Annotated in this window: 21 protein-coding genes and 2 pseudogenes; 4 read left to right on the top strand and 19 right to left on the bottom strand. The window is 38.6% G+C overall.

Translation table 11 applies throughout. The features are described from left to right. Window positions 1-153: 153 nt before the first annotated feature. The 9 genes from ACTL32_RS08705 to ACTL32_RS08665 all read right to left on the bottom strand — a co-directional run bounded on the left by ACTL32_RS08705 (window position 154) and on the right by ACTL32_RS08665 (window position 6,393). Complete coding sequence (locus ACTL32_RS08705; protein WP_441341068.1) at window positions 154-534, bottom strand: hypothetical protein; 381 nt, start codon at window positions 532-534, stop codon at window positions 154-156. A 124-nt stretch (window positions 535-658) separates the two neighbouring features. After that, the gene (locus tag ACTL32_RS08700) at window positions 659-1,081 is read right to left on the bottom strand and encodes a hypothetical protein (protein ID WP_441341067.1); all 423 of its coding nucleotides are present in this window, start codon (window positions 1,079-1,081) and stop codon (window positions 659-661) included. A 79-nt stretch (window positions 1,082-1,160) separates the two neighbouring features. Further along, entirely contained in the window at window positions 1,161-1,682 is a 522-nt protein-coding gene (locus ACTL32_RS08695) for a hypothetical protein (RefSeq protein WP_441341066.1), read from the bottom strand. 429 nt (window positions 1,683-2,111) lie between these two features. Next, window positions 2,112-2,879: a hypothetical protein gene (locus ACTL32_RS08690; protein WP_441341065.1), complete on the bottom strand. Its 768-nt coding sequence runs from the start codon at window positions 2,877-2,879 to the stop codon at window positions 2,112-2,114. Between the two features lie 143 nt (window positions 2,880-3,022). Next, window positions 3,023-3,646 (bottom strand): DUF3885 domain-containing protein, encoded by a 624-nt coding sequence (locus ACTL32_RS08685; protein WP_441341213.1) that lies wholly within the window; start codon window positions 3,644-3,646, stop codon window positions 3,023-3,025. Window positions 3,647-3,752: 106 nt separating this feature from the next. Beyond that, on the bottom strand, window positions 3,753-4,085 hold the full coding sequence (locus tag ACTL32_RS08680) for a hypothetical protein (protein WP_441341064.1): 333 nt from the start codon (window positions 4,083-4,085) through the stop codon (window positions 3,753-3,755). A 275-nt stretch (window positions 4,086-4,360) separates the two neighbouring features. Continuing rightward, entirely contained in the window at window positions 4,361-4,789 is a 429-nt protein-coding gene (locus ACTL32_RS08675; protein ID WP_441341063.1) for a hypothetical protein, read from the bottom strand. 266 nt (window positions 4,790-5,055) lie between these two features. Next, the gene (locus ACTL32_RS08670) at window positions 5,056-5,514 is read right to left on the bottom strand and encodes an SRPBCC family protein (RefSeq protein WP_441341062.1); all 459 of its coding nucleotides are present in this window, start codon (window positions 5,512-5,514) and stop codon (window positions 5,056-5,058) included. Window positions 5,515-5,796: 282 nt separating this feature from the next. Then, window positions 5,797-6,393, bottom strand: a complete 597-nt coding sequence (locus ACTL32_RS08665; protein WP_441341061.1) for a hypothetical protein — start codon at window positions 6,391-6,393, stop codon at window positions 5,797-5,799. A gap of 288 nt (window positions 6,394-6,681) precedes the next feature. Between ACTL32_RS08665 and ACTL32_RS08660 the strand changes: the two genes are divergently transcribed. Continuing rightward, window positions 6,682-7,881, top strand: a complete 1,200-nt coding sequence (locus ACTL32_RS08660; protein ID WP_441341060.1) for an MFS transporter — start codon at window positions 6,682-6,684, stop codon at window positions 7,879-7,881. A 160-nt stretch (window positions 7,882-8,041) separates the two neighbouring features. On the opposite strand, the gene ACTL32_RS08655 is transcribed toward ACTL32_RS08660, so the two are convergent. From ACTL32_RS08655 to ACTL32_RS08645, 3 genes and pseudogenes are all read right to left on the bottom strand, one after another. After that, window positions 8,042-8,485, bottom strand: a complete 444-nt coding sequence (locus ACTL32_RS08655; protein WP_441341059.1) for a hypothetical protein — start codon at window positions 8,483-8,485, stop codon at window positions 8,042-8,044. Window positions 8,486-8,638: 153 nt separating this feature from the next. Beyond that, the gene (locus ACTL32_RS08650; RefSeq protein WP_441341058.1) at window positions 8,639-8,848 is read right to left on the bottom strand and encodes a hypothetical protein; all 210 of its coding nucleotides are present in this window, start codon (window positions 8,846-8,848) and stop codon (window positions 8,639-8,641) included. A gap of 657 nt (window positions 8,849-9,505) precedes the next feature. Next, a pseudogene (locus ACTL32_RS08645) lies at window positions 9,506-10,299 on the bottom strand (aminoglycoside phosphotransferase family protein). Between the two features lie 181 nt (window positions 10,300-10,480). Between ACTL32_RS08645 and ACTL32_RS08640 the strand changes: the two are divergent. Beyond that, a complete protein-coding gene (locus ACTL32_RS08640) occupies window positions 10,481-11,233 on the top strand; it encodes a class I SAM-dependent methyltransferase (protein ID WP_441341057.1) in 753 nt (250 codons plus the stop codon). Between the two features lie 70 nt (window positions 11,234-11,303). Here the strand turns inward: ACTL32_RS08640 and ACTL32_RS08635 are convergent, their stop codons facing one another. The 5 genes and pseudogenes from ACTL32_RS08635 to ACTL32_RS08615 all read right to left on the bottom strand — a co-directional run bounded on the left by ACTL32_RS08635 (window position 11,304) and on the right by ACTL32_RS08615 (window position 15,274). After that, window positions 11,304-12,050, bottom strand: coding sequence for a class I SAM-dependent methyltransferase (locus tag ACTL32_RS08635; protein ID WP_441341056.1), 747 nt, complete (start codon window positions 12,048-12,050; stop codon window positions 11,304-11,306). A gap of 240 nt (window positions 12,051-12,290) precedes the next feature. After that, window positions 12,291-12,923 carry a type 1 glutamine amidotransferase family protein gene (locus tag ACTL32_RS08630; protein ID WP_441341055.1) on the bottom strand — a complete coding sequence of 211 codons (633 nt, stop codon included), beginning with the start codon at window positions 12,921-12,923 and terminating at the stop codon, window positions 12,291-12,293. Window positions 12,924-12,997: 74 nt separating this feature from the next. Then, window positions 12,998-13,959: pseudogene (locus ACTL32_RS08625) on the bottom strand (helix-turn-helix transcriptional regulator). Window positions 13,960-14,094: 135 nt separating this feature from the next. Further along, entirely contained in the window at window positions 14,095-14,538 is a 444-nt protein-coding gene (locus ACTL32_RS08620) for a hypothetical protein (protein ID WP_441341054.1), read from the bottom strand. Window positions 14,539-14,788: 250 nt separating this feature from the next. Further along, window positions 14,789-15,274, bottom strand: coding sequence for a hypothetical protein (locus tag ACTL32_RS08615; protein WP_441341053.1), 486 nt, complete (start codon window positions 15,272-15,274; stop codon window positions 14,789-14,791). A 275-nt stretch (window positions 15,275-15,549) separates the two neighbouring features. Here ACTL32_RS08615 and ACTL32_RS08610 point away from each other — a divergent pair, with 275 nt between their 5' ends. Further along, window positions 15,550-15,984 (top strand): hypothetical protein, encoded by a 435-nt coding sequence (locus ACTL32_RS08610; RefSeq protein ID WP_441341052.1) that lies wholly within the window; start codon window positions 15,550-15,552, stop codon window positions 15,982-15,984. Window positions 15,985-16,106: 122 nt separating this feature from the next. On the opposite strand, the gene ACTL32_RS08605 is transcribed toward ACTL32_RS08610, so the two are convergent. After that, on the bottom strand, window positions 16,107-16,364 hold the full coding sequence (locus ACTL32_RS08605) for a DUF1871 family protein (RefSeq protein ID WP_441341051.1): 258 nt from the start codon (window positions 16,362-16,364) through the stop codon (window positions 16,107-16,109). Between the two features lie 173 nt (window positions 16,365-16,537). Next, window positions 16,538-16,822, bottom strand: coding sequence for a hypothetical protein (locus tag ACTL32_RS08600; protein ID WP_441341212.1), 285 nt, complete (start codon window positions 16,820-16,822; stop codon window positions 16,538-16,540). 1,541 nt (window positions 16,823-18,363) lie between these two features. Here ACTL32_RS08600 and xerS point away from each other — a divergent pair. Continuing rightward, on the top strand, window positions 18,364-19,443 hold the full coding sequence (xerS, locus tag ACTL32_RS08595) for a tyrosine recombinase XerS (RefSeq protein WP_441341211.1): 1,080 nt from the start codon (window positions 18,364-18,366) through the stop codon (window positions 19,441-19,443). Window positions 19,444-19,499: the final 56 nt, after the last annotated feature.

The raw sequence follows: 19,499 nt of genomic DNA, 5'->3' as shown, positions 1-19,499 counted from the left end.
TTGAGTGCTAACCAGTTATATAGCTTAAATTTTTCATTACTTTCATTCAATCAATCTTTCTAGGACTAACTCGTAAAATGAATTCTAAAAATAACTTTCTAAGCATGAGTTACTTTCGCTATCAATAAAATCACTAATGGCCTTCCTTATATTCTAACTACCGCTTTCCCGAAACTTGTCATTTTCCATAGCTTTGATTGCTTTTCTAAATTCATGCAAAACCCCTGTTACTTCTTTGCCGTCAAACACAATCATTTGAAGTGGCGAGCTGCTCGTGGTGCCTCCATTTTCTGTACAGGGAAAAATCCTTACTTGAGAACAATCTTGCCAGGCATATGCTTCAATTAGCCAATGTGAAGCGAAGGAGTAGTCAGGATTCGTTTCATCATGAGATAAATCAATCTTATCCCGTTCACCGATCGGAAGAAACTCATATCTTATGCATCTAATCCCTTTCCGTTTTCCTCTTTGACGCTCCGCTCCCTTCAATGCATGATATTTGTTTGTTAATTTCTTCTTAATCCGCTTTCTCATTTCTCACCTCTAATAACGGTTTTAATCGACTTGTTGCATTAAGCATAGAGTTGTTCCAACGCTGTTCAAAACAAAAAATCGAATATCACTTAATTCACAACCGGTTATATTTAAATCAATTCCTTTAATTCATTTTAGGTCTTTTTAATATATATCTAGGCGAAGGTCCAAAATCTTGCTCAGCTTCAAAATAAGCTAACTCACCGGGAACACATGAAATGATTGAAGGAAAGCCAAAACCGACAGCCTGTTCCAAAGCTTCCTGCAGCGGCAATTCTTTTCCATCTATGTTTTCATTATAGGACAGAGAATAGCACATTTTTTCAGCCCCGTTGCGTTTAAGCAGCTCGTAAATGTCTTGTGGATCTGAATTGGGCGGCGGAATTTCAATCAGGTATTTCCCCTTTAGCATCTTCTGATATTCGTGGCAAAGCCGATTCAAAGCGTGATCCCGCTTCTTTGGCGTGGCCAATTCGTGAAGTACTCTTTCTTGTACGTTCTTTTCGAAGAAAGATTTCACAAGCAGTTCTTCCATTTCCTTTTTCATGTGGAATCTCTCCCTTCCAATGTTTCAACCACAAGCAACCAATTTAGAAATTCTTCTCTGCCATGAGCTCTTGAAAAAATTAATCGTAGATTCCCCAGTCATAGATGAAATAATGGCCATTAGATTCCCCGAAGAAATGGTCGTATACGTGTCCTTTTCTAACCAATATGGCCTCAACATTGGTTAAGTTCCGTGTGAACTGATCAATCTTTGGGCTTGGCTTGTTCAAATCGATAAATTCCCCTTTGACTCGAGAAATCAACTGCTCAATATGGGCTGGTTCAAAAACAAGTTGATGCCACTTGAAAAAGTATTCATGAATCCAAATATTTTTCATTGCTGCCATCCATTCTTCATCTGTTTCACGCGCTTCTATCCAAAGGTCCCAATCTTCCATTGCATATAAATATCTTTTAAATAGAGCAGAATAAGCTTCTTTTCGGTTGTTGAATTGACTTTTTTCAGCAAACACAATGAATGACAACATGTGCTCATCTTCAATTTCGAATAGATCGATTGACAGCTTCGATAATTTTGCATCGGTAATTAATTTAGCGAAGTTATCTTTGTCATAGATCAATTGCCGAATTTCATCACTCAAGTTTCTCTTCTTTCCGAGCAACTGATTGAAAATTGACTGTAGATTCATCTTGGGCACTCCGTTCCAGCAAATAGAATGGTTCTATGTAGTTTATAACCGTTCTAAAGATAGCATTTTAAGTGATGCACTATTATTCATTTTAATAAGCTTTCTTTAATCTATTAATAATAAGAATTAAAGTTGGCTAATGTTCGGGCTTCTGTCTGTCTAAAAGTACTAACATGTAAACAAAGATCAGTTTATGCGAAAACTTTAAAGCCGTGGAGAGCAGTCTATTCCTAGTAACACTTTTTCTAATGAGAGCAGCTTTGAGTGACTTTCTGATAAAGTCCATGTAAAGAGGAGTGTAAATGTAACTTTTTTAGTATTAAGCTACATTCAGAATATGTTTTATGGTTCTATTACTTCTGGTTTTTCGGTTAGCTAACCTTATATATACTGATTCATGATTGGTTTAAACACACGTACTTCATATTTCAAAACAGTTATAAATAAATACTCATGGCGAGAAAAAATCGCTCGGGTATTAGAGCCGAATTCTCCCGGATATTCCGAAACCTGTCCCGTTGTTTCAAATTCCCATAACAACATCCGATTTTCTTCAAGAAACACCCCTAATTCATGAGTAAGGGCAAATGCGATGACATTGGCCGTAAGAAAAGGAGCGTCCATCGTTCTTTCCCTCTTTAACTGCGCGTCCATGAAGAATAGCTCATTGGTATCCATACCAAAACCAAGACAGGCATAAGGTTTGTAACGAGCAAAAAGAGCATCATATACCAGCTGATTCTGGAGAGCGATGTCGTAGTAGGATTCTGGATCTTGAAATGGCGCAGCGTAATTTAATCTGTTTTTACCGAGTTTCTTGCCGAACACTCCTTCATCGCCATAAATACAGAGAACGCCTTGTCGATGAGGGAATAATTCAAAGACATCATTGCCGACCTCGCATTCAAAAACAAATTCTCCTGTTAGAGTATAAAAAGATAAGGTCGTGTGATTCAAGAGACAAAAATGCTCTTTTGTAAAACGAATTTTATGGAATCCAGTTGGGCCAGTAAAAATCGGTTTACCGTTTAACTGAACCATATTTTCTCCCTTACCTTTCAACAGAACAATCACTAAATTGCCCTTGCAATCTGCATCAATAATAGGCCACTGGGTACTTTTGAAAAGCGTTTCTTCTTTCAAATACATCAAGATCATTCCCTTCAATTTAGGAATTAGGCAGCACAGTTTCAGTATTTTCTTCTGTTTTTGTAGTTACCATCATTGGTTTTGAATATAACTTAATTACCAATAAGTTACATTCACTTCTTACAATTCACTAATGGACATGCTTATATAAATACTTGGTCTATTTCATTTCTGTCGTAATCCAATATCCAGTCGTTGTATTCGTCGTACATGCCTTTTATATTTTCAGTTGAGGTGGCTACTAGATCACACCCTCTATAATCGTAAACATGAAAGACGGTTTTATTTTTTATATTGATAAAGAACACATCGTGATAAATGCTCGGTTTAATGCCCAAGTCTTGATTGCATATCGCTTTCAGCAAGGGGATGTATGTGATATCCGATGCTTTGCATTTGAGAATAAAACGGTGCGTTTTGTATTTGCCGTCTTCATCATCTTCTGGAAAAACATACGGAAGGGCAACGTGTTTCAACTGATTCAAGCTGGATTTCTCCTGTACGTATCGGGAGAAGATTTGCAGCTTGCGGTTAAACGTTGCACCATCTCCATAATCGTTAACGTTTGCTACCATAAAAATCTCATCTTCAGGTAGATGTAAGGATTTAAACAAAGTAATCGCCCTATGGTAGACTCCCTGAAGATAAGGACTGTTTTCTCTATCATTCTCCCTATCGTAATTCACGCCTAATTCGAAGCGAATGCCGATGTCCCAGTTATAAAATAACGGAGGTTTCAATTCTAAGTCGGGAAAATTCTCATTCATAAAGTCCGAAAGGTTCATTTTGTCCCTCTTTCCTTTTTGATTTTCATATCTTGCTGAATGTAACTTAACTGCACTTAAGTTACATTCACTTTCAGCAATACTGTGATTATTTTTCGTTTAGCTTAGCTGCCCATTTTTCGAACCATTCATGTGGCAATTCTAAGTTGGAGATGTCCATCTTCTTCAGTTTTTCGTGAGAATAAAACTCATACCAATACAAATCCCACTGAGTTTCAATGTCCCGAGCAATACCAAAAGCTAATTGATCTTGGTCGTCTAAATCTTCTTCATCCGAAGCCATCGTTAAATTATCGCACCACATGCAAAAATCAACTTGAGAAAACCGGTTTTCTTTCTTGCAGACTGCATCTAAAAGACTCTTAAGATTTCCAAATGAATACGGAAGATTGATGCTAGTTTTATTCCAATTCCACTCCACAAGATATGCCTCCTCTTTTAGGATAGTTCAGCAACAAGGCAATTTTATAATTTCCGTTTTTCACCAATAATACCATATTAAAATTTTACTTGATAAAAATTTATAAAAAAATAACCGTTCGTAAAATTACCCTGATGGAGACTAAAGCGAATAGGAAATATGCATACTAACAGTGGCCGCTTTTATGCATAATGATGTGGCTTATCTATATCTCCCTGTCTTAAATCTAAAATGAAAAAGGAAGAAACTTGATATCAAGTTTCTTCCTCCTAAATTTACTTATTTGTTATTAATAGTTCACGTGAAGAAGCATCAAAAATTTTGTAGCTGATACCAAATTCATGGTCTTCTGTAAGTGTTACTTCACAATAGTAAGGAATCGATTTCCCATAGGCATCCAATTCGGGAACGTCAGAAAACGTAAACCACTCATCCGTTTCAAGTAGAGTGATCTCCGTTTCCGTATATCGGCCGGAAGAAATTATTTCAATGCTGCACTCCCCTTCCACCACATCGTATTCCTCAAACAGTATAGATTTTAAACTAGGTACGGTAATTATTAAGAGGAAATTGCCAATTAGCAAAGCGAATAGAATCTTTCCAACATCTAAAAATTTAAATTCCTTTTGTTTGAACAGGAAAACAATAGCTCCAATGGCTATCAAAATAAAGAAAAATCCTAATAAAAGCATAAAGTAATACATTTTCCACTTCCTATAAGTTTTGCATACCAATATTTACGTTCTTCTTGGACAAAAGTTTCAAATTCAGTCCTTGTAATGATTATCAAGCATGTCTGTATATAAATCATTTTAAGCTTGAAGCTAGGTAGGCAAAAAAATATATGCCGATTTTTTGAAGAACGTATTTGTATAATTCCGCTTATCCAAACAAAAAGAAAGCAAGCTCTTTTTTTACAGCTGAAGTTTGAAACACTCCTTTTTTCCGATAAGCTGATGATATGTAAACTCTACTTCTTCTTATATTCCGCTATTTTCTTTAGTTTAATTGCCCGGTCCACAATAAATTTTCTCATATATTTTTCTAAAAATAACTTGTCCGCTATTTTCCCGAAAAGGCCAAGAGGAGAACGATAAACAAATCTGTCTTTCATGATTGTTCCGCAGTCTATTTCGATAAATTCATGCGTATGGGTAAAAGAATGGAATGCCCCTTTCACCATCTCATCTGTAAATCGATAGGGTGTCTCCATTTCGATAATTCTAGCAGTGAGCTTTTGCTTCACACCAAAATGAATAGCTTCCCAAGTTACGCTGTCTCCTTCTTCCATTAACCCTGTTGTTACTCCTGCAATAGCTCGTTCCTTTGTCTTAGCAGTAGTTTCGGTATGGATATCAACATTTCTGGCAAGATCGAAACAAACTCTGATTGGAACTTGGATATAAATTTCATGCATGATAATCGGCATAAGTGAAATTCCTCCCAACTATCTTCTTTATCGCAAAAGTCTCTCAACTCAAAGGTTTTTGGACTAATTTTTCAGATTCCGTGGGCTTTGATTTATTGTATAGATTGACTACTATATTAACATTCACTATTACTCAACGAAATAAACTACAATATATAGTCCCTTCGATAAAGTGTTCGTAAAAGTATATTTTTACAGACAGAAAGGGGAGAAGATATGCTTCTATAAGCCTCTCCTCTCCCTTATTATCGATTCATTTTCTATTAATTTACTAGGTGTTAACTAATTCGATGGAGTAACCTTTTTTTCAAAAAAATCCTTCTTTCCTATTTCTAAAGTTTCCTTGTCTTCATCCAGAAATAAAATTTTACTTTTCAGATCTGCTGACGACGATGAACCTGAAGAGATGTACCATACCTTTACACCGGTTTGATCAGCATCATTGATGACGTCTTCAACTGAAAAAACATTGGACACATTGTCTTTTCTGACTGTACTACCAAGTGCTGTATATCCTACTTTATGATTTTTGACCAGCCCGAAAGTAAATTCTAAATACCAAGGACCCGTTGCATAAGGAATTTCATTATTTAAGTCCGAACTATAGATATTCAAAGGAGTAGGAAATACTTTAAAGTCTTTGTATAAATTGAATAGACGTTCCACTTTCATAAAAGCAATCGATACATCGCCTTTTTCATCGATGAGAAGTACTAAATTATTTTTCGGCAGATTCAGAATTTGGGCATTTGTCTCTTGTCTTAATTCCGCCAAGGCACTCTCGGGAGTCTTATGATAATTTGTATAAATATAGTAAGCGGTCGTTCCTAAACTTACTAAACATAAACCAACTAGTATAAAAAGCATGATTTTTTTCATTAAACGCTTCCCCCTTGATTCACTCCTCAATATATTTCATTAAACTATTTCTCTTGTACCAGCAGCAAAATGATACTTCCTTTTACTATATCCAATTTTTTCTTCAGTCGCCATTTATTTTCCAATAACATCACGTATAATAGAAATAATCAAAAATCTCGATAACTCTAAGTCCCCCAAGATTTATCTTCACACCGAAAGGAATAGCTGACATGACAATTTGTCCAATTTGATCCATCTCCTTCATTAGAAATCATTTAAGAAATGAACTCTTGGGGGAGCTTATTAATGAAACTGAATCGAAATTTCAACTTGCTGCTGACCGGGCAATCGCTTGCCAATATCGGTGACGTCTTGTATATCGTCAGCATCATTTACATCATTTTTGAATTGACCGGATCAGCTACTGCAGCTGCTTTTGTTCCATTCACTATCACTAGCTCGATGTTCATCTCGAATACGTTGACGCCTTTGCTGATGCAGCGCTTTAACCTGAAATGGCTGTTGACTGGTTCGCAGATGGGGAAAACCGTCTTGCTTCTTGCATTGGCATTTTTTCTGCCGCAACTTTCTATATCCAATTTCTACGGATTGTTTTTGGTCATCAGCTTGATCGCCTTGTTGGACGGCTGCGCTAATCCGGTGACCCAATCGCTCATTCCAAATTACGTGAAGAGTGAGCAGCTGCTGAAGGCGAATGGAATTACCGAAACCGTCACCCAACTGATTCAGACCGCCATGTGGTTTGTCGGCAGCTCGCTGTTGATTTGGCTCTCTGCAACCGAATTGGTCTGGCTGACAGCTGGCTTGTTTTTGGTCTCCAGCCTATTGTTAAGCAGTTTGCAAGCTGTCGACTTTATACCTTCAAAGGAGCAAGGAAAATGGCAGCAAATCACCCAAGGGTGGCAGACCGTCTCCACTTCGCCTGTATTAAAACGCATAGTCTGGATGGATGTCTTGGAGACGATTGCTGGTACGGTTTGGATTGCAGCCATTCTCTATGTCTTCGTCAGTGATGCCTTGTTGGCGGATGAAAAATGGTGGGGATTCATTAACGGCGCCTTTTTCCTGGGACTGATTGCTGGCAGCTTGTTTTGTCTGCGTTTTTCAGATTGGATCGAACAGAGACTCAGCCAATTTATTTTTCTTGGGGCAATCTCCAGCAGCTTGGTCACCATCTTCTTTGGGTTGACGAGCCTTCCGATGTTCGCACTGCTTTTTTCCTTTTTGGTTGGGATTTCGGCCCAAATCAAGAATATTCCGCAACAGACGGTGGTCCAGACGAGTGTTCCAAAAGCTCAATTGCCAACCGTGTTTACTACACTCGGAGCAATTGGCACCGGAACCTTCGGGATCGCTTCCCTCTTAATGGGAATCTTGGCAGATGTATTCGGCATTCGCGGTGTCTTCCTCTTGTCCGGAATGTTATTGGCAGCAGTCAGTCTCATTGCCTACAAAGGCAGAATTCTTTTGTGGCGAACCGTGTAAGAACTTAAAAATAGAAAGGAGACATTCGGCGTTAATTCGAATGTCTCCTTTCTATTTATTCGGCCTCTAGTAAGACGTAATTTGTTTGCTTGGAATTAAAAGTAAGTATTGATTGATATAATCATTACAAATTGTGTCTGAGCGATATAACAAAGTTTGCTCATTTTACTTCTATTGAGAAAGCGTAATTGCCATCTCCTTGTTTCCAACGGGACTGTATATGGTAGACGTATACCCCTTTTTCTTCTGGAATGGTAATGGAATCGTTTTTAAGGACGATATTTTTTATGTTGTTCTCGTCAATCCATTGTTCTACTTTCATTGATTCCGATAAGGGTTCTTTATCAAAGTCAATTTCTATTTTCTCATCTGGAAAAACTTTTGTCGGGACATGTTTTTGTGCCATGTCCAAAGGAGACGTGTAAATAAAGTCGACACATTGGGCAAACATAATTCCGCCCCAACAAAATGAACCTTGCGTAGTGGGAATCTTTTCCCCATTGATTGTCACTTCTGGTGTAGGTGGTTCCGAGCGGAATGGTTCAAAGACTACAATGGCTATAGCCATTAAAATAAGAATGAGTGAAATATATAATTTCTTCATTGTTCTCGCCCCTTTACCACTATTAGACAAACCACCTGGTAAAAAGTTACATCTTTATTAAATAAATTTTGAATTTAATTCATTCCATTCGTAAATACAGTTTTGCAGACAAAAATAAAGAAGATGTTCTTCCATCCACATCTTCTTTCTCATTCATTCTTCTTCTTTTCGGATATAGATATGATAAACGGTACTAAATCCACTCCCTCCTCCATATCCGCCACCAAGATTTAGGCCCTTTGTTTTAAAATCAATGCCATGGTTTCTTAGCTCTTCTAACATGGAAAAATGTTGATCGACACTAGCAGTTGTATGATACAATTCCCATTTTGTGAACAAGTTTCTAATTGGAAAGTTTAGCATTGTTTTCTTCTCCTCTTTGTTCTAAGAAAATGGCTTCTTCATTCCGATTCATTGTAGCTCCCATAAAATTCCTTTAATACAGTTTAGCAAATATTCTTGCAACTCGGTAGGACAAACGACCTTCTTTAAAATAAAAGCGTTATAGAGGAACACGTTTCCGCTCTGCTCTAATTTCTGTATCTGAACACCATACAGCCTTTTTTATTGCTAGAAGGGTAAATATTATGTCTTCCTGTATCCGCTTCTAATGCTATAATTAAGTACTTTTCCAACCATCGTCTATATTTTTTTATCCTGTTAACAATACGCCAAAGGAGGTTTAGCATGAAGCTCTTTTCTAAATTCGCTTTTTGGCTGCCGATTTTCAGTTTTTTGCTGATCTTGTTTGAACTGTTTGCACAGCCAGCGAAGTCGCTCCTTTATACAGCAATAGATCCTTTATTCGGATTGATCCGTTCCTTATTGCCGGATGCTATGGACTTCCTTTTTTTTTCTCTTGCCTCTCCATTTTGTGCTGGCGTTAGGTTATGGCTGCGCCATTGATGCGTTGATCAAAAAGGTAAAAGAAGTTCCGCTAAACAAATAATGCGTGGCACCTCCTATCCGATGGAGGAGGAACGAATCCGGCAATGATGAAAATGATCTTTTCAATGCTCCCTAAATCCAATCATGGCCATTTTCAAGAATGAATTTCCTTTCATTTTGATAATGGTCCACGTGTCCTTCCGCAAACATTTTTTGAAAAGCCGGCTCTCCTTCCTGCGCTTTTCTTACGATCGTCTTGCACAACCCTTCCAGTCGAAGCACGACCATCTCCAGAAAATTTTCTTCAACTTCTTTTCCATAAGCTTCACAGAATATATTAATCCGCTCTTTTATTCGGTCCGCATCTTGAGCAGCATCATAGAAAATTACTTCCTCAGCTGGTGTCGATAGATTATATCTACTTAAGGGAATACAGGTGTAAAGGGCGTATGCAATATCCCATAGCCGCGGGCCGGGACCCGCATGATCGAAATCAATGATAGCTACTGGTGTCTTATCTTTAAAAATAACGTTGTAGATGGCAAAACATTATGGCATAACACTTCATGGTTCGATGGCGTATTATCTAACGATGGCCAGGTGTCATCAAATGAAAAATCGCTTACTGCATCGTGGTATTGGCGAAGCATTTTCACTATTTCTTTCAAGGCGTCGTTTGACCACATATATTCTTTAACCGGATAATTTCCGGCTTCTCCTTCTATGTACGTTAAAGTTTCTCTTCCGTCTTCATCTATTCCTAAAAATCGGGGTGCCTGCGTAAAACCTTTGGTTTCCAAATGCTTCAACAACCCATGAATTTTATAACTGTCCGGCTTTAAGTCACGGCGTACAGTGTTTCCTCTGCGATAGACATTCGAAACATTTCCACCTGGCAATTTTTCTTCATCTTTATGATCGGACATCCTGTTTTTCCTCCTTGTTTAAACTTCCTTTATTCATAACGGCATGCTGACGTTAATCGTATAAGAATTCCGTCCCCTTAACTATTCGAATACTTCTATATACTTTTTCATATATGCCAGTCCAAAATGGCAGGATTAAAATCTTTTTACGAGAATTTATCTATTGAATGGAGGTTGGATAATGAAAGCGGAAATTTTAAAGCAGAACCAAAAGAGTTGGAACATGGTCGCCGGCCATTTTAACGGCATCGATGCATTGCCAAGCTTCGGCCCCTTTACCCAAACGGATGAAGAACTGCGGTTGTTTGAAGCGATCCAAGATAAAAAAGTGCTGGATATCGGCTGTGGCAGCGGCCATTCCTTGGCGTATATGAAAGCAAAAGGAGCTGCAGAATTGTGGGGCGTCGATTTTTCCGAGAAGCAAATCGACACCGCAAAGGACACTTTAAGAGAGCTGCAGGCTAACTTGTACTGCGCACCCATGGAAGAAGATATCGGTCTTCCCAAAGAGCATTTTGACATCGTCTATTCCATCTATGCGATAGGATGGACGAGCGATTTGAAAAGCACGTTTAACCTGATCTATTCCTATTTAAAATCCGGTGGTTATTTCATCTTTAGCTGGGATCATCCGCTTTATGCCCATCTGCAAAGTGAAAACGGACTTATTTCACTGACAGGCTCCTATCAGGAGGAGGGCATGACACGCTACGACAATTTCAAAGGGGAAGATGCGCCCGTTGTGATTCCGCAGCGTAAGCTTAGTACATATATAAATACACTGGTTCAATCCGGTTTTATCATTGAAGAAGTCGTCGAAGCGGATGTACCGGTCCAATTGAAGAACATGGAAGCGGAAGTGTCCGACCGTTATTATTCACTTTACAAAGCACAAAAGTTCCCCACCACGATGATCATCAAAGCGAGAAAATAAAATCCCTTTTATCGGCCAGAGAGGAAAAGCAGCGCTGTTTCGCCCTGCCTTTCCTCTTTGTGATTTGGTGTTATTTAAAAGCTAATAGGGTGAACTCCCACGGTATATTTTCGCCTTTCCAACCAGGATGTTCATCAAATCGCTGCAAATTAAAACCAGTCGTAATGACGGAATTAAGGATCTCACTCAGTGTATGGTATCTAAGCGATACATCCGGAAAATCTTGCTGCTCTTGCCCACTAAAAAATCTTTTATAAGCTAGGTCTCCTTTGTGCAATTCAGTATTAAAATAGGCAGGGATATAGTTGAAGTCTGAGCTGATGCATCTTTTTATAGGATGATAATCACTTAAAATCATTCGTCCCCCTTCCTTAAGAATTGAAAAAAGCACCTCCATCAATTTATCGATGTCCTCGAAGTAATGCAAAACTCCGCCTTCCATATAAATAATGTCAAAACGATTTCTGTATTGAACCAAATCAATCTCATAGACATCTCCCACTATGTAATCGATAACCGTATTTGCACAATCGGCTAATTCCAAAGCGTATCTTCTATTTTCTTCTGATATATCGAAAACCGTTACCTCGGCACCTAATAAAGACAACGGAACAGCTTTTCTTCCATTCGATCCGCAGACATTTGCCACCTTCATCCCGTCTAGTTCTTCAAAATAGGTTTGATGCTTTTTTAAATTCGCCCTCGGATTGTTTATGATTTCTTTTGCCTTTTCTTCCGGCGAACCGTCCCGCTTATTCCAAAATTCATATGCACGATGTTCCCAAGCACTTTTATTGATTCTGCTCTGTTCACGCATTGGAGTTCTCCTTCCCTAATAAATTCGGTTTCTCTATCTAACCTCATAATAGCAATAATCTCCATGGATGATTCACACTTCGTGAAAACGAAAACCATTCGTATAAGTATAGAGAGGATCCCTTTTTATCTTTACAGGTACTGAGACGGCTTCAGTAAAAAGCAGCCAAGGAAAATTTCCAAGTTAAAAAGCACAGCTTCTCTGTAAATCAAAACAGAGAAATTGGGCTTTTCAGCTCCTTCATTTGTTTAGTGAATTCATTAACTGGAAGAAGTATTCTGGTTCATGTGTCTTATTTAAGCTATACCATGAATTCAATGCATCAGGTGCAACTACATCCAATTTCCTCAATACTTCCACCGCAAATTCCAGCGGCGCTATTCCGGATGCCGTAATTAAATTCCCATCCGATACCGCAGAATTCAACTCGTAGAAATCTTCTCCTTTATAGTCAGGGCAGACCATTTTGGTATACTCCAAGTTATTGCTTGTATGCCTTCTAGTATCTAAGTATCCCCTATGCGCAAGAGCCTCAATTGCACCGCAAATCGCAGCAACAATGACGCCATGCTTTAAAGCTTCGCCCACCCGTTCCAAGACAGGTTGATGAATTTTTTCATTCCAAGTAGTTCCTCCAGGCAAAATCAAAAGATCATTCCTCTCAAGCATGCATTCGTTGAGTGAAAAATCCGGTTTTAAGTGCAGCCCTCCCATCGTCGTAATCATCTCTAGGTTCGCTCCTACGGTAATGACCTTTAAAGGCGCTGCCCCTTTTTTGAAATATCTTCCTGAGTTTAGTTCAGCAATTAAATACCCATATTCCCAATCCGACATTGTATTAAATACATAAAGATACGCTTTTGTTGTCTGCATCCCCTGACACTCCAATCACATTTGATAAAGCAATTATAAAACGACTTCCCTGACAGCTAGTGTCAGGGAAGTCATCATACTTCATGAAATTTAATTAAATCTACTAGAACTTCGACAATTCTATTCTTAAGACTGATTGGCTCAATTACTTTAACGGATTTATTGTATGGCAAAAGCAAATGAGGGACATACGTATGGATCACATCTTCTTCAATAAGAAAAACGGCTTGAGTTGGAGTACGTTCTTGTAGATAATGTCCCAAAAACCAATGTTGGCACACATCATCCAATACATTTTTATTCCCGTTAAGAACCAACGGAATAACCCCTGCTTGCTCTTCCATCGTCGGCAGCAGATTTTTTATGAAAAAGTCGCGTGCCGAAAAATTCTCTGGCCGGATAAACTTGTTTTTAGTGAGCAGCAGACTTTCAATTCAATCTACCCTGAAACTGCGGATATCGTTCCTCACATGGCAAAATCCAATCACATACCACTTCTGATTCCAATAGAGTATTCTGTACGGATCGACCAATCGATCATTCGATTGGGTTTCGCCGCTTTTTTGGTAAACAACTGTTACGGAGTGTCCAGCAACTAAAGCTTGCTCCAATTCCTTCAAAAACGGTTCTGCAGAAATCGAACCGCTCCGGCTGATTACTTCAAGACTTGTGATATGTTGGTTGACCTTTGTTTCCTGCTCTTGATTGGAATGATTGCTTAATTTTGAAATGGCCCTATTTAGGGCTTCCCCTCCATAATAGCCCGCTTCTTCTGCAAATACAGCAGCGTGAAAAAGGGAAGTCTGCTCCTCAAAATCAAAAAAAGAGGAGCCTCAATAAAATGGTTCAATACCGTGTACCCCCCGTTATGGCCCGGTTCGGAAACGATGGGGACGCCGCTTGTTGAAATTGTATCGATGTACCGATAAACCGTCCTGATATTCATCTCCAGCTTTTCTGAAATTTGCTTCGCCGTAATTTTTTCACCTGAACGAAGCATCCAGAGGATTGCCAGCATATTGTCGATCTTTGGCATATGATTCCACCTTTATATGTAATTCTTTTTGGTTATGTACTAAATTCAATTGATCTGTAGAAGAGTCTACTTCTTTTAAATATGACTTCTTTTAATCTATCTTTAAGAAACTACTTAGCATGGATGAAAAATTTCTCAAGGGGCAATTTCGAGGATCCTTCCAGTGTCCGGAATAAAGAGAAAGGAGATGTGCTCTTGGCTTGAAGGCACGGTTCCCACAAAAGCATAGCCCCATCTAGGCGCGAAAGGATTCCAGGAATCGTCCCGATCGAGAGGCAAGTTGTCTTGTTCGGTCAACTTCAGGTCTTGGCCATAGGCGTCCAAAATCTCCTCTTGGGCTTGCTGATGGGTGTATTCTGGCAACGAAAAGAAAATCGACGCTCCTACTACCAGAACAAATAAAAAATAAGCGCCATACCGCTTTTCCGGCATAAGGTGTTTATAGACGATGACATGGAGGCTTAAGAGGATAATCGGCGTATTTAAGAGCATCACATGACGGTAAATTTGTGCATTTACAATAAAGAGAAGAAGCAAAACAACGAGGGATAAGAAAAGCCCAACACCATATTTTTTCAACAAGTTACCTCCTGCTTCTATTGGCATGAACTAAATTCGTCAAAAATAAATTACTAAAGAATTCTTACTTAAAGTAAACCGAGTGCGGCCAAGGAAAAGGTGAAATCAGTAAAATCAAGGAATTACATGGATCTTATTTCAGTAATCTCGGCGTTTTTGTATTTCTGAGCAACTCAAAAGTATCGGGAATCTGAAAGTAATTTGTTTAGCATTAAGTTACATTCATTTTGGAATTAGTTCTCGAGTCTTTCTAATTAGAAATCACAATTGAGAAAACATTCAATGGTTCCATCACTTCTTCATCTTCTTCCATCTCATTGGAAATCTCGTCATGAGTCTCCGTTATAGGGAGACCCTCGTGAAACGGAAATTGCAAAAATTCAGCTACAATGGGTTCTATACTCGCGATTGTTTTGTATGGTCTGCCAAAAGGTAACTTTTCATGGAAATCAGATATGAGACTGAACTTTAGGCTAGCGGCCTGCCAGTCAAACCAAGCATAAAAAATTATGGGATGATCACTGGTTTGGACAATCTGTTCTTTTCTATTGGTTTGAACTTGAGTAAAGAATAAAACCAATTCTTCCTTGGTGAATTCATCCACCAGCGCTTGTCCCATCGAAACGGACCAAGTGTTTTCTCCTGTCTCACTGAAGAGGTCCTCAATAGAGTTTCCAATAAAGATAGGGTCTTTTATAATTTCGTTCAGCTCTTCTATAAACTCTTTTTTGCTCATATGGGCCTCCTGACTGCATGAAAAATAAAGAATAACTCGCTGAATACCTTTACCATGAAATTACGTTTTGAATGTAACTTAATTGTTAATAAGTTACATTCAGATTCAAAGAAATATTTTTTAAAGAATACAATAAATATTGGTGCTGGTATAGAAATTAAAGAAACTATTATTTGTTTGATTCAATAGACCATCCAGTTAAGACTGACAAGATAGAACGTTTTGAAGTAAGATGACAGTATTTGAAAGGCTTTAAAGGGAAAGGGGCTTAATAAATGGAGAATCAAGAATACTCTTATATAACTATTTTCGGTCAAATGGGAGATAGAAACGCGAATAAAGCAGTCGGCTCTCATTTCCCTGAATTAACAAAGCTTTTAGATCACCATTGCGATAAACCCTACTGCAAAGATGTAGATCAATTTCTTGTAGCGTTCAGAGTGGATGGGGAAATATGGTATTTTGAGTTTGAAGGATGTGAAAAGTTACGCCTTAGCAAAAAGAATAGATATATATCGATTGATGTCTTCATGGCACGCGATAAATGGGGAAATATCGATGAAAAAATCATTAAAACATATATAATCACTAATTTAAGAAAAGCTCTCAAACTTTCGATAAATCGGTTAAAAAAAGAAAAATATGTGGTAAATGAGGAAAAGCTTTGGAATGACTTCAAGCACGTAGAAACCAAATTTCTCTCTCCGTGACAAACGATAAGAATATCAAGTTAAAACAGAAACTGAATGTAACTTATTTCACAATAAGTTACATTCGTTTTGCGGCTATTATATAAAATTGATTTTAAAGGATCTCAATCACTGAAATCCTTTCAGTTTTCTTCTTGATACTCGGTCCATATTTTTAAAGCCACGGGATAACATTTTTCAATTGGTAAACACTCATCAAACCATTTTATTAAAACTTGTCGGATGTCTAATGCGAGTTCATCAATTGATTTCGCATGATAGGAAAGTCTTTCAATTTCTCTTATTTCAGGTTCATATTCGTCATTTGGGCATCCCATTTCTAATAAACCGATTGGATCCCACTCATCGATAGTTTTTTTAATAAATAGATACTCAACCATAACCATGTCCCCTTAAATTTGTAGATAAGTTAAGTAGGCTTCAATTTCTATTAATGCCTCTTTTTCTTTATTTGAATGTAACTTAACTGCACATAAATTACATTCACTTTCACTAAGCTAGCACCTTTCATTTGTTTTCTATCTTAGCTCATGAATATCTAGTAAAATTTCCCCTACCATTCCCGCCATTCTTCGGTAATGTCTTCCTCTGTCTCCAAACCGGCGTTTTGCGCTTTTTCCATGATGAAATCACAAAGTTCTTCCCGTTCCAGTGTCTCGATGAAGGAATCATATTTTTCATTTAATGCATTTAAACGAAGGATCGTTTCCTTTACTTTCCGAAGGATTTCTTCGTCACTCGGGTTTTGAAGATGAGAAAGGCCTTCCCTATAAGCTTGAAGCACTTTCTCTGTTGCGGCTATATTTTCATCTGTAAACAGGTCGTCGCCTTCGTCCATTCGAATTTTCCAAGCTTGCGTAGGTAAAGGCTGCTCCAACTGATTTGCGTTTTGCTGGACGAATTCAGCGTCTTGCGACAATGATTTTTCTATAAAAAGGGGTCGGTCACTGAACCTATCCCCTTCTATTAGCTTGTGGGAATAATGTTTCTTATTCGTGAAATAAACGTATTCCAGCTCGAGGCACGGTGAGACGTCCCCATCTACTACAGTGGAATCCCAAAATTTCATGCTTTCTAGATGCGGGAGGTGTTTTATGAAACGGATGGATGGAATCGTTCCACAGTTATCTAAAGCTAAATCTTCAAGCGACCAGACCTTGCCTATCGGAGAAAAATCCTCTATTTTTTTCGCAGACTCTATTTCGAGATCTTTCAACTTTTCCGACAGATGCTGTATCGCGCTGATGTCCATCAGGCTTCTCATACTGAACAGGCCCAGGCGCCGCAATTTCTTTAATCCTTGGATCCCTTCCAGGGAAGTGATGTTGGAGCTGATGAGCTCGAGATCTTCGAGCGCTTTCAGGTCTGTGAACTCCTTGAGGTTTTTCTCTTTTGATTTATAGCCCGAAACCTGCATTTTCTTCAAGTTGATCAGGCTGCCCATGGCCACGGCTTTCGGGGGCAGTGTGCCGTAGATCTCTTCCAATGTGGTTAATTGGCTAAAATCGATCGCCAAGGAAGGAGCCGTATCATTGATTGACAAAACTTTAAGCCCCTTCAACTGATAGAGTCCACTCAAATTCTTCACATTCGGACCTTCCAGGGAAAAAGATTCGATGGTTGGGCATTTACTTAAGAAATCGATTTGGGATTCTTCATAGGAATAGGTCACCTTTGCACTTTTAATTTGGTGTGTTTGGATATACAGAATGGATTCTTGTACGTTATTTTTCCCAATTAACACTGTGATTCCATCCTCGTCTTTTCTTGTACGAATTTTACTTTGGTCCATAGTTCCTCCTTGGTTATCTTTTAGGCATTGGTATCAAAACTCTTATGTTAAATATACGTAGAACTAAAATTAATAGCTAGATAATTTGGAAAATCAAAGCGTTCGTAAAAGCACACTTATACAAACGAAAATGGAGAAAAGAGGCGCTCTAAACGGCCTCTTTTCTCCATTTGTATTCATACAACTTCTGATAATCTGATGATATGTGAATTAAATTGGTATTTTGCGTAAACTTAAAAGTCTAAACTAAGAGTAAGTTCTATTCTCCCTCCACCTTCAAAAAGTTTATGTATGTTCGTTAAATTGATATTTTGCGAACAAATATGAATTTAGAGATTGGATAAATGCCTTTTTGTCGAAAAGTATCTCTCCTTCTTCTATTCCTAAAATGTACCCGCTCGCGGGAGTATTTCCTGAGAGACATTGGATAACATCGACTCTTTCATTAATTCAATCCACATTTAAATGTCAGCTAAAAATGGATTCAGCATAAATTTTGACTATCTTTGAATTTAATCCTTTTGTATAAAAGATAATAAACTAAATAATAAAGGAAGTGTTCTGATGTCTGCTCCACATGAAAAAACATATTAGCTGAACAGTATGTTAATCAGGCCATAAAGGATATGTCCTTCTATATTGTCGAATATGTACGGGCAAAGAAACGGGCCACTTATTCGGTGCGTACGCTAAGCGGCTACCTGCACGATTTTAAGCGTTTCTTTAATTGGCTGCGTCAAGAAGGCTTCAGTGATGCTGAAACCAACGTTGCAGTCCCCTACACCGTTTTAGAGTCACTGAAAAAGAAGGACGTTGAAATGCTCTTCGAAATGCTGATGGACGAAAAGATCGAGAAGCGCAAAGACGTCTTTACCACCCGCTCCATCGACAGCACCAACCGCTTTATCCAGTCGCTGAAGTCCCTGTTCAATTACCTGACGACGGAAAGCGAAGACGACGAAGGTGAATGCTATTTCTACCGAAACGTCATGGCAAAAATCAAATCGCCAAAAAAGACTGAATCGACTGCCCGCCGATCCAAACGAATCAGTGCCAACACCTTTGACATATTGGAAATGAAGGATTTCTTGCACTTTGTCCGGGAGGAATACGTATTGACTTTGACCTCTCGAGCAGCCGCTCGCTTCGAACGTAATCGACTACGCGATATTGCGATCATTTCCCTGCTTCTAGGGAGCGGTGTCAGGATAAATGAAGTCGCAGGATTGCTAACTACTGATATCGACTTAATCCATGGGGACATTCACGCTCTCCGCAAAGGTAACAAGTTGGACACCATTAGCATCACCGATACTGCTATGACGGATTTAAAAAATTACCTGGATAAACGGGTGCAGCTCTACAGCCCTGAAAAGAAGAATCTATTCGTCTTCTTGACAAAGTATCGGGGTAAAGCCAATCCGATTTCAGTTGAATCCATTGAAAAATTGGTGAAGAAGTATTCGGAGTCATTCATGGCCGGGAAACGGTTAAGCCCTCATAAGCTACGTCATTCTTTTGCCAAGGGTTTTCTGGATGAAGGTGGATCGCTTGTGGCATTACGCGATCAATTAGGTCATAATTCAATTGAAACCACTTCCCTTTACACCAACCTCAGCCAAGAAGAGCAGCGCGTCATTCTGAGGAGAATGGATAATAAAGATTAGGAAAAAGTTAAAAAATTAGCGAAAGGAATCACTATCAGTAGTGTTCCTTTCGCTTT

The sequence above is a fragment of the Planococcus sp. FY231025 genome, assembly GCF_052078085.1.
Lineage (GTDB): Bacteria > Bacillota > Bacilli > Bacillales_A > Planococcaceae > Planococcus.
This window is presented reverse-complemented; position numbering and strand designations above follow the sequence as displayed.